At 46.4% G+C, this 9,433-nt stretch carries 8 protein-coding genes; 4 read left to right on the top strand and 4 right to left on the bottom strand.

All coding sequences use genetic code 11. The annotated features are described in order from the left end of the window. Positions 1-37: 37 nt before the first annotated feature. Genes HMPREF3144_RS05525 through parE form a run of 3 tightly spaced genes read right to left on the bottom strand, consistent with a single transcriptional unit; the run spans position 38 to position 5,416 of the window. Positions 38-1,072: a CDP-6-deoxy-delta-3,4-glucoseen reductase gene (locus HMPREF3144_RS05525; RefSeq protein ID WP_070476877.1), complete on the bottom strand. Its 1,035-nt coding sequence runs from the start codon at positions 1,070-1,072 to the stop codon at positions 38-40. A 33-nt stretch (positions 1,073-1,105) separates the two neighbouring features. After that, positions 1,106-3,427, bottom strand: coding sequence for a DNA topoisomerase IV subunit A (gene parC, locus HMPREF3144_RS05520; RefSeq protein ID WP_070476876.1), 2,322 nt, complete (start codon positions 3,425-3,427; stop codon positions 1,106-1,108). 18 nt (positions 3,428-3,445) lie between these two features. Continuing rightward, positions 3,446-5,416, bottom strand: a complete 1,971-nt coding sequence (parE, locus tag HMPREF3144_RS05515; RefSeq protein ID WP_070476875.1) for a DNA topoisomerase IV subunit B — start codon at positions 5,414-5,416, stop codon at positions 3,446-3,448. A gap of 353 nt (positions 5,417-5,769) precedes the next feature. Here parE and trxA point away from each other — a divergent pair, with 353 nt between their 5' ends. From trxA to HMPREF3144_RS05500, 3 genes are all read left to right on the top strand, one after another. After that, entirely contained in the window at positions 5,770-6,093 is a 324-nt protein-coding gene (trxA, locus tag HMPREF3144_RS05510; protein WP_036560069.1) for a thioredoxin, read from the top strand. A gap of 85 nt (positions 6,094-6,178) precedes the next feature. After that, complete coding sequence (gene rho / locus HMPREF3144_RS05505) at positions 6,179-7,435, top strand: transcription termination factor Rho (RefSeq protein ID WP_036560071.1); 1,257 nt, start codon at positions 6,179-6,181, stop codon at positions 7,433-7,435. A 58-nt stretch (positions 7,436-7,493) separates the two neighbouring features. Further along, positions 7,494-7,871 carry a DUF4870 family protein gene (locus tag HMPREF3144_RS05500; RefSeq protein WP_036560073.1) on the top strand — a complete coding sequence of 126 codons (378 nt, stop codon included), beginning with the start codon at positions 7,494-7,496 and terminating at the stop codon, positions 7,869-7,871. A 123-nt stretch (positions 7,872-7,994) separates the two neighbouring features. On the opposite strand, the gene HMPREF3144_RS05495 is transcribed toward HMPREF3144_RS05500, so the two are convergent. Then, positions 7,995-8,213, bottom strand: coding sequence for a DUF1653 domain-containing protein (locus tag HMPREF3144_RS05495; RefSeq protein ID WP_036560075.1), 219 nt, complete (start codon positions 8,211-8,213; stop codon positions 7,995-7,997). Positions 8,214-8,319: 106 nt separating this feature from the next. Between HMPREF3144_RS05495 and HMPREF3144_RS05490 the strand changes: the two genes are divergently transcribed. Further along, positions 8,320-9,321 (top strand): tRNA dihydrouridine synthase, encoded by a 1,002-nt coding sequence (locus tag HMPREF3144_RS05490; protein WP_197050876.1) that lies wholly within the window; start codon positions 8,320-8,322, stop codon positions 9,319-9,321. Positions 9,322-9,433: the final 112 nt, after the last annotated feature.

Here is a 9,433-nt window from a genome sequence, read left to right as displayed (position 1 = left end):
ATTTAGAGGGTGACAACTATCCTGACATAGAGAGGCCTTAAGCCCCGTCTTTAGCCGAAGTAAAGGCATCGGCAAAGAACTCCGTTTCAGGTAGTCCCTTTTCATTGATGAAGCTTTTACGTGCGCTTTCAACCACAATCGGCGCCCCACAGGCATACACCTGATAGCCAGATAAATCCTCAACATCATCTAAGACGGCTTGATGTACAAAACCAGTACGACCCTGCCACTGATCCTCTGGCAAGGCATCTGATACCACCGGAATATAATTAAAAAACGGCAAATCCGCAGCCCATTGCTCGACCAAAGCATTCATATACAAGTCCTTAGGTCGACGACCACCCCAATAAAAGGTAATAGGTCGTTGGATGTCTTTGGCGATAATATCCTCCATGAGCGCCTTGATTGGAGAAAAACCGGTACCACTCGCCACAAAAATCATTGGCTTATCCGAGTCCTCACGCAAAAAGAAGGTGCCCAAAGGTCCCTCAATCCGCAGAATCTCACGCTCTTTAATCGGTCGCTCGCCCACCCCAAACAGACGATCCGTAAACATACCGCCTGGCATATGACGTATATGCAGCTCCAGCACTTTACCCTCTTCGGGTGCCACCGCAATCGAATAGGAACGGCGCACATTATCTTTAAAGATAAAATCTAAATACTGACCGGCATAATAACGAAAAGGCTCAGTTGAAGGCATTTGCAACTGTACCAACATCACATCATCATTGAGCCTGTCCATTTTAAGCACACGCGCGGGCATTTTACGAGTAATGATATCGGTTTCTAAGCGCACCTCTGGACTTTCTATCACTAAATCGGATTGTGCCGTCGTCTGACAAAACAGAGTATAGCCCTCAGCCATTTCATCAGGCGACATCATCTGCTCGGTTCCAATACCCGGGTCATAATCACCTGCCACTACCTTACCCTTACAACTGATACACGAACCGCTACGACAGCTATAAGGTAAAATCACACCCGCATCTAAGGCGGCATCTAAAATAATTTGACCTTCTTTTACCGTAAACTGATGCCCACTCGGCATCACTTCCACTTTATATGACATGACATTCCTTTTGTCTGATTAGGCAAGCTGTACTTATTCGCTTGCTTCATTCGTGCCACCCTCAGGCGCACGACTTAAGCTAATATCCTTAAGCCTCACATCTAAGGCACGACCCTTGCGTGCACGCTTAGCTATATATACTTCCAGCTCATTTAAACTTAAAACGTCTGTACTTGCTTTACGACGATAAGTGCCGCTCACGGCTAAGCCATTTTCACCAAAGGCTACGATCTGACTTAGCTTATCATCATCGTCGAGACCGATTAAGATTGTCCCTAAACCACCGCCTGCTAATTTTTTTACTTCCGACAAAGCAATGATTAAAAAACGACCTTTTTTACTCAATAAGGCGAGATAGCGATCGTCTGGCTTAACGAACAAGGGCTTTAATAGTGGCGTTTCAAGCGTCACAAACTGCTTACCCGCTTTTTGACGACTCACCATATCCTCTATCGTTGTTATAAAACCGACCCCATGCTCTTGCACCAACAATAGCTGTTGCGCCTTATCCGCTGCAATAAAATGGTTAATTTTCGTATTAGACTCACTGTCTACCATGGCGGTGATCGGTTGCCCGTCACCACGTGCCGACGGCAAATCCGCTACCTCAACCGTATAAGCTCGGCCCACATTAGAAAGCGCAATCAGCTGATCCACGGTACGTACTTCAAAGGTATCGTAGAGCTTATCACCGGCTTTAAAATTAAATTGCTGCGGATCGTGTCCATGATGTTGACGTGAACGAATCCAGCCCTTTTGCGAAATAACGACCGTCACTGGCTCATCAGCCACCTTAATCTCCAAAACGGCTTTTTCGGCTTCTTGAATGATGGTACGACGTTCATCGCCGTATTTCTTGGCATCCGCTTCAATTTCCTTAATCATCATTTTGCGCATGGCTGCCGGATTTGCTAAGAGATGCTGTAATTCCGCTTGTTCTTTGCGTTTTTCCTCTAATTCCTGCTCAATTTTAAAGCCTTCCAAACGGGCTAATTGACGCAGGCGCATTTCTAAAATATCTTCGGCCTGACGCTCACTCAGATTAAAACGATTCATCAAGGCAGGTCGTGGTTCATCGGACTCACGAATGGTGGCAATAACCTCATCCACATTAAGATAAACCACCATACGACCTTCCAACACATGGATACGATCGCTGACTTTGTCCAAACGATATTGGGTTCGACGCGTTACAGTGGTGGTACGGAATTGCAACCATTCCGTTAAAATTTCCAATAAATTGCGTTGACGTGGCCGCCCATCAATCCCAATACAGACTAGGTTAATGCTAGCATTACCCTCCATACTGGTTTTAGCTAATAGCTGATTAACAAAGTCCTCACGACTGACCTTGGACGTTTTAGGCTCAAACACAAGACGTACCGCTGCGTCCTTACCCGATTCATCACGCACCGAATCTAATAACGACAACATAGCAGAGCGAGCCTGTTGCTGCTCCGAGGTCAGTGCCTTACGACCCGTGCGCACGCGCGGATTAGAGATCTCCTCAATCTCTTCAAGAATTTTTTGAGCGCTGGTATTAGGCGGCAGCTCTGTAACCACTAACTGCCATTGACCACGAGCCAACTCCTCAAACTCCCAACGGGCACGTACTTTAATCGAACCACGACCGCTTTTATAGATCTCGGCAATTTCCTCCGCAGCGGTAATAATTTGCGCACCATTTGCAAAATCAGGCCCGGGCACAAAGCTCAGTAACTCCTCAATTGCCATGTTGGGCTTTTTCAATAAGGCCACACAAGCAGCTGCGATTTCACGTAAATTATGCGAAGGAATCTCCGTCGCCATCCCCACCGCAATACCAGAGGCACCATTTAAGAGCATCATCGGTAAGCGTGCTGGCAACAGTACGGGCTCCTTTTCACTGCCATCATAGTTAGGAATAAAATCGACCGTGCCCTCGCCTAACTCCTCTAACAGCAGCTCAGCCATTGGCGTGAGCCGTGCCTCGGTATAACGCATAGCGGCCGCACCATCACCGTCACGGGAACCAAAATTACCCTGTCCATCAACCAGTGGATAACGCAAGGTAAAACTTTGTGCCATCCGTACCATGGCATCATAAGCTGCCTGATCGCCGTGTGGGTGATACTTACCCAGTACATCACCAACCACACGTGCAGATTTGACCGGCTTGGCATGATTCTTAAGCCCCATCGCATTCATGGCATACAGAATACGTCTCTGTACCGGCTTTTGACCATCACTCACATCTGGTAAAGCACGCCCTTTGACCACTGAAACAGCATAGTCTAAATAAGCTTTTTCAGCATATAAACCAAGCGTCACGCCCTCTTCTTCGGGCACATCAAATAAATTGTTTTGCTCTGTCATTGAATACTTTAATTCAGTTTAAATATCAAGGTCGGCAAGATTGCCCTTTTCCTCTAACCAAGCGCGACGTTGCTGCGCCTCACCGCGAGACATCAACATATCAAACATTTTCATGGTGTCTTCAGGGCTAAATTCGCCATAATTTACTGGCAGTAAACGGCGTGTATCTGGATTCATCGTGGTTTCCCAAAGCTGCTCCGGACTCATTTCACCCAGACCTTTAAAGCGACTGATGCTAAGACTTGCCTCTTTATAACCCTCAAGATTGATTAATTTATCCACCGTTGAGTCTAATTCACGTTCATCTAAACAATAAATTTTACGTGCTGGACGCTTTGCTTGTGCCGGTGCATCAACACGGAATAAAGGCGGCTGCGCCACGTAAACAAAGCCATTTTCCACCAGTTTAGGAAAATGACGATAGAATAAGGTCAACAAGAGCACTTGAATATGAGAACCGTCCACATCCGCATCCGACAAAATGCAAATACGACGATAACGTAAACCCGATAAATCAACCGATTCCTTGGGGCCATGCGGATCGACACCAATCGCCACTGAAATATCATGAATCTCTTTATTCGCAAATAAGCGATCTCGATCCACTTCCCACGCATTTAGCACCTTACCACGCAATGGCAAAATCGCCTGAAACTCTTTATCGCGACCCATTTTAGCAGAACCACCAGCGGAATCCCCTTCCACTAAAAACACCTCCGTGCGAGTTGGATCATCGGACTCACAATCGGTTAATTTACCGGGTAGCACCGCAACGCCAGAGCTCTTACGCTTTTCCACCTTTTTGGTTGAACGAGCACGTGCCTGCGCCTGACGAATCACCATTTCTGCCAGTGAACGCCCCCAGTCGACGTTGCTATTCAACCATAATTCAAAGGCACTTTTGACGTAATTACTAACTAAACGCACGGCGTCACGACTATTTAGACGTTCCTTGGTTTGGCCCTGAAACTGGGGATCCAGCATGCGCACCGATAACACAAAACTCGCTCGCGCAAATAAATCCTCTGCTAATAAACGCACACCCTTGGGTAATAAATTGTGTAGTTCAATAAAAGTCTTCAGTGCATTAAATAAACCCTCGCGCAGACCCGCCTCATGGGTACCACCGCTTAGGGTAGGAATCAGATTAACATAAGACTCGCGCGCTACTGCCCCCTCAATGGTCCAGGCCACAAGCCACTCACAGCCCTCGCCCTCAGCAAAACTTTCATCATCCGCAGCGGCAAACTGCTTACCCTCAAACATCGGGATTAATAACTCATCCCCAGCCAATTCCTCTTCAAGATAACCACGTAAACCGTCGCTATAGCACCAATTAAGGCTTTGACCATTTTTCTCATTGATCAGAGTAATCGAAACACCTGGTAATAACACTGCCTTACTGCGTAATAAACGTTGCAAATCGGCCACTGGAATCGTCGGGCTATCAAAATACTTAGCATCAGGCCACACACGCACGAAGGTGCCCGATTTACGCGCAGGTGCTTTGCCAATCACTTTTAAAGGCTCAGCCACATGACCGCCGTCGGCAAAAACCAATTGGTGCTGCTCACCGCCACGGGTGACCACCACCTCCAAACGTTTGGACAGCGCATTCGTCACCGATACTCCCACGCCATGCAAGCCACCTGAGAAAGCATAGGCAGAATTACTATCCTTATTGAATTTACCGCCCGCATGGAGCCGAGTAAACACAATTTCCACCACCGGTGCATTTTCTTCTTTGTGCCAGCCCACGGGAATGCCGCGACCATCATCCTCGACGCTCACACTCTGATCCTGATGCAAGGTGACGGTAATATGCTGGCAAACGCCTGCCAAGGCCTCATCCGCCGCATTATCGATAACCTCTTGGATAATATGCAACGGTGACTCTGTACGGGTGTACATACCCGGGCGCTCGCGCACTGGCTCCAAGCCTTTAAGTATCTGAATCGAGCTTTCTTCGTAGCTTTGTTGTTGGGACATACCGCTTAACTGATGAATTGATTGAAAGTGTAAAAATAAGACATTTTATAGTCTATATGAGAAATTTGTGGGGCATCTGCACCCATTCAGCAACATTGTGCAGATTTTAATGTTATTCTAACCACATTAAATAATAAATGCTTTTCTCACCTCGCGTGAGTCTTCAGATTGTAATAAGCATTATTCTATGGTCTCAATCATTTCGCAGACCAAATTAGATTCCCATTTGTAGACACTCCCTTGTCTTCTTTAGGTGGACAGGATTTGCTATATATAGCATGACGGCTTCGTCGCTAGTGCCTCAGCAGCATAACGTGACGTGTGCTGTCAACATAGATTAAAGAGTATAAATTATGAGCAATATCATTCATGCCACAGACGCAAGCTTTGATGCTGAGGTCTTAGAATCCGTAGTACCTGTATTAGTTGATTTCTGGGCTCCTTGGTGCGGTCCTTGCCGACAAATTGCGCCGGTATTAGATGAGCTAGCGCAGGATTATGCCGAGCAAGTGCGCATCGTCAAGGTTGACGTACAGGAGCACCCGCAGGTCGCCGCCCGTTTCGGCATCCGTAGTATTCCTACCTTAAAAACCTTTAAAGCCGGTCAGGAGCTGGCAACACAAGTTGGCGCCGCCAATAAGCAACAACTTGCCAGTTTGATTGAGCAGGCCCTCTAATCCTTTATTTTTTGACCTTATTACACTGCGCGCAGCCGAATTCACTCGGCTGCCAATTGAATTAACTCATTAACATATCAAAACAATGCATTTAAACGAACTAAAGTCTTTACACGTCACCGAGTTACTGGAACTGGCTCAACAATTAGAAATTGATAATGCTAACCGTTTTCGCAAGCAAGAACTCATGTTTGCGATTATGAAAAAGCGCGCTAAAGCTGGTGAGCAAATCTTCGGAGATGGCGTGTTAGAGATTTTGCCAGACGGTTTCGGCTTTTTACGCTCTCCAGAGACTTCCTACCTAGCCAATACAGACGATATTTATATTTCACCCTCACAAATTCGCCGTTTTAATCTTCACACCGGTGACTCCGTTGAGGGTGAGGTGCGCGTGCCCAAGGACAATGAGCGTTACTTTGCCCTAGTCAAGGTAGAAAAGGTAAACGGTGTTGCACCGGAGCGTGTTAAGCATCGCATGATGTTTGAAAACTTGACGCCTCTGCATCCTGACCAACCACTGATTTTAGAGCGTGATATTCGCAGCGAAGAAAACAACACGGGCCGTATTTTGGATATTTTTGCGCCACTCGGCAAGGGCCAGCGAGCACTCATTGTTGCCCCACCAAAATCTGGTAAAACCGTGATGATGCAGCATATTGCACATTCGATTACCACCAACTACCCAGATGCTACCTTGATCGTCTTGTTAGTGGATGAGCGTCCAGAGGAAGTCACCGAGATGCAAAGAACGGTGCGCGGTGAAGTGGTGGCTTCCACCTTTGATGAGCCAGCCACACGTCACGTACAAGTAGCAGAAATGGTGATTGAAAAGGCTAAGCGTCTAGTCGAACTAAAAAAGGATGTGATTATTCTTTTAGACTCCATTACACGCTTAGCACGTGCTTATAACACGGTGATTCCTGCCTCCGGCAAGGTACTTACCGGCGGTATGGATGCAAATGCCCTACACCGTCCTAAACGCTTTTTCGGTGCCGCGCGTAATGTCGAAGAAGGTGGCTCTTTAACCATTATCGGTACCGCCTTGATTGAAACCGGTAGTCGCATGGATGACGTGATTTATGAGGAGTTTAAGGGTACCGGTAACTGCGAGGTACATCTGGAGCGCCGCTTAGCGGAGCGACGTCTTTACCCGGCCATTAATTTAAACAAATCCGGCACCCGTCGCGAAGAGCTGTTAATGAAGCCAGAAGACTTACAAAAGGTATGGATTCTGCGTAAATTCATCCACGATATGGATGAGGTTGAGGCCATGGAGTTTATTTTAGGCAAAATCAAAGAAACCAAAAACAATGCCGAATTCTTTGACATGATGAAAAAATAAACAGACTTGTTGCGCAAATGTGGATAAGAGCATTTGCGCTTTTTACTGAAAATCAACAATGCAAGACTTTACACACGAATTAACTAATTACAAGCAAGTCACTGAAAAGCAAAAAAACTATTTGCTGATCACTTATATTATCTTTGCCGTCGGCATTTTAACTGGCGGTCTTGTCACCTTAGCGGGTGTGGTGATGGCTTACCTCAAGCGTGATGAATATCAGAACACGCGCTATGAAAGTCACATCACCTACTTAATCCGTACCTTTTGGATCTTTATTTTATATAGCTTTATCAGTTTTATCTTAAGCTTTATTTTTATCGGTGTTCTGCTTGCCTTCTTAACCGCTGTATGGTACGTGATTCGTATTGTGAAAGGCATGGTGTTGTTTGTGGATAATAAAGTCATTAATCAGCCAAACACTTGGTTGTTTTAAAGTCAAACCATTGTTTCGGGCTGCAGGTCTTGCCACTCCCTGCTACTCAGTAATTAACTGTTAAGGGATAGAGGGGCCCCGCGTTTTGCCTTGTGAGCACTTAAGTTCCACAGCTAGCATTGCTTAGAGCGCTTTAATTAATGCAAAACGAGGTACCCTGCGCCCCTCGGTATCACATACTTCCTCAGTAAACATCGCCAATGGTCGCACCCAATAGGAATAGTCACCATATAAGCATTGGTAATAGACTAAGTCCTCTTCTGTTTCACTGTGCTTTACTACGCGAAAAACCTGATACAACTGCCCCTTATAATGACGATAAATACCGGCTTGTAGTGGCATAATCCTTACTCCTACTATTTGTGTCGCTTCGTTTTGAAAAATAATGATTGGCTATTAACTTAGCTATACTATCAGCTTCAAACATAAGCGTTTTGATTTTTCCTCAATGGTGAAACTTGTTCTTGCCCCGATGGAGGGCTTAACCGATCCATTAATGCGTGATTTACTCAGTGCGACTGGCGCTTTTGACTGGTGCGTGACAGAGTTTATACGCATCACCGACAGCTTGTTACCTAAAAGCACGTTTTATCTGGCTTGCCCAGAATTAGCAAATGGCGGCAAAACAGCGGCTGGCACCCCCGTACACGTACAGCTATTGGGCAATAACCCAGATATGCTAGCTGCCAATGCCTATCGAGCGGTCGAATTAGGTGCGCCCGCCATTGATATGAATTTTGGCTGCCCCGCCAAAACCGTTAATCGACATCGCGGCGGCTCAGTGCTCTTAGATGAGCCTGAAACCATTTATCAACTGGTAAAAGCCGTGCGTGAGGCCGTCCCAGCGGAGGTACCAGTCTCCGCCAAAATGCGTCTGGGTTATATGGATCGTAATTTTACCTTGGATAATGCCCATGCCATTGAGGATGCTGGCGCTGCCTGGCTTACCGTGCATGCAAGAACTAAGGCTGAAGGCTACAAACCCCCTGCTTTTTGGGACCAGGTACGTCCTATCCGTGAGGCACTAAAAATTAATGTGATTGCCAATGGTGAAATTTGGAATAATGCCGATGCCAAGCAATGTCAATCCGAATCGAGCTGCAAGGATTTAATGATTGGTCGTGCTGCCGTCACCACGCCCGACATCACACATTGCATACGTCAAGATTCGGACAGTCACCTATTTAGCTGGTTTGATTTGGTGCAGATGCAGCTACGCTTTCTAGATGGCCGAGCGCTACTCTATGGTCCGAAGACCACCGAATCACGCCTACTCGGACGCTATAAACAATGGCTCGCCATGATGTCAACCCATTATCCTGAAGCTAAAGCCCTGTGGCAACACATTAAAGTCATTCGCTTATTGGCTGAGGCCAAGTCACGATTACAACAGGAAGTGACTAAGGCGAGCAGGCAGCCGGGACAGGAAGCCAGCCTTAAGCTGAATTAATTAAGGCTACGCACTTATTTTATCTACTACCCACCGCTTTTGTTATGCTTGCGCTACTGATTTTTATCCTCACCCTGAGTGAGACCTTTGCAATAACCCCTCAAACTTCCTA

This window comes from Oligella sp. HMSC05A10, assembly GCF_001808335.1.
Classification (GTDB): Bacteria; Pseudomonadota; Gammaproteobacteria; order Burkholderiales; family Burkholderiaceae_B; genus Oligella; species Oligella urethralis.
Note: the sequence above shows the minus strand (reverse complement) of the source record. Positions and strands in the feature narration are given on the sequence as shown.

What these genes read in the sequence shown, in the direction of transcription:
- HMPREF3144_RS05500 (WP_036560073.1), top strand. Translation starts at nt 7,494, where the DNA reads ATGCAAGACTTTACACACGAATTAACTAATTACAAGCAAGTCACTGAA.
- HMPREF3144_RS05495 (WP_036560075.1), bottom strand. Translation starts at nt 8,213, where the DNA reads ATGCCACTACAAGCCGGTATTTATCGTCATTATAAGGGGCAGTTGTAT.
- parC (WP_070476876.1), bottom strand. Translation starts at nt 3,427, where the DNA reads ATGACAGAGCAAAACAATTTATTTGATGTGCCCGAAGAAGAGGGCGTG.
- trxA (WP_036560069.1), top strand. Translation starts at nt 5,770, where the DNA reads ATGAGCAATATCATTCATGCCACAGACGCAAGCTTTGATGCTGAGGTC.
- HMPREF3144_RS05490 (WP_197050876.1), top strand. Translation starts at nt 8,320, where the DNA reads ATGGTGAAACTTGTTCTTGCCCCGATGGAGGGCTTAACCGATCCATTA.
- parE (WP_070476875.1), bottom strand. Translation starts at nt 5,416, where the DNA reads ATGTCCCAACAACAAAGCTACGAAGAAAGCTCGATTCAGATACTTAAA.
- rho (WP_036560071.1), top strand. Translation starts at nt 6,179, where the DNA reads ATGCATTTAAACGAACTAAAGTCTTTACACGTCACCGAGTTACTGGAA.
- HMPREF3144_RS05525 (WP_070476877.1), bottom strand. Translation starts at nt 1,072, where the DNA reads ATGTCATATAAAGTGGAAGTGATGCCGAGTGGGCATCAGTTTACGGTA.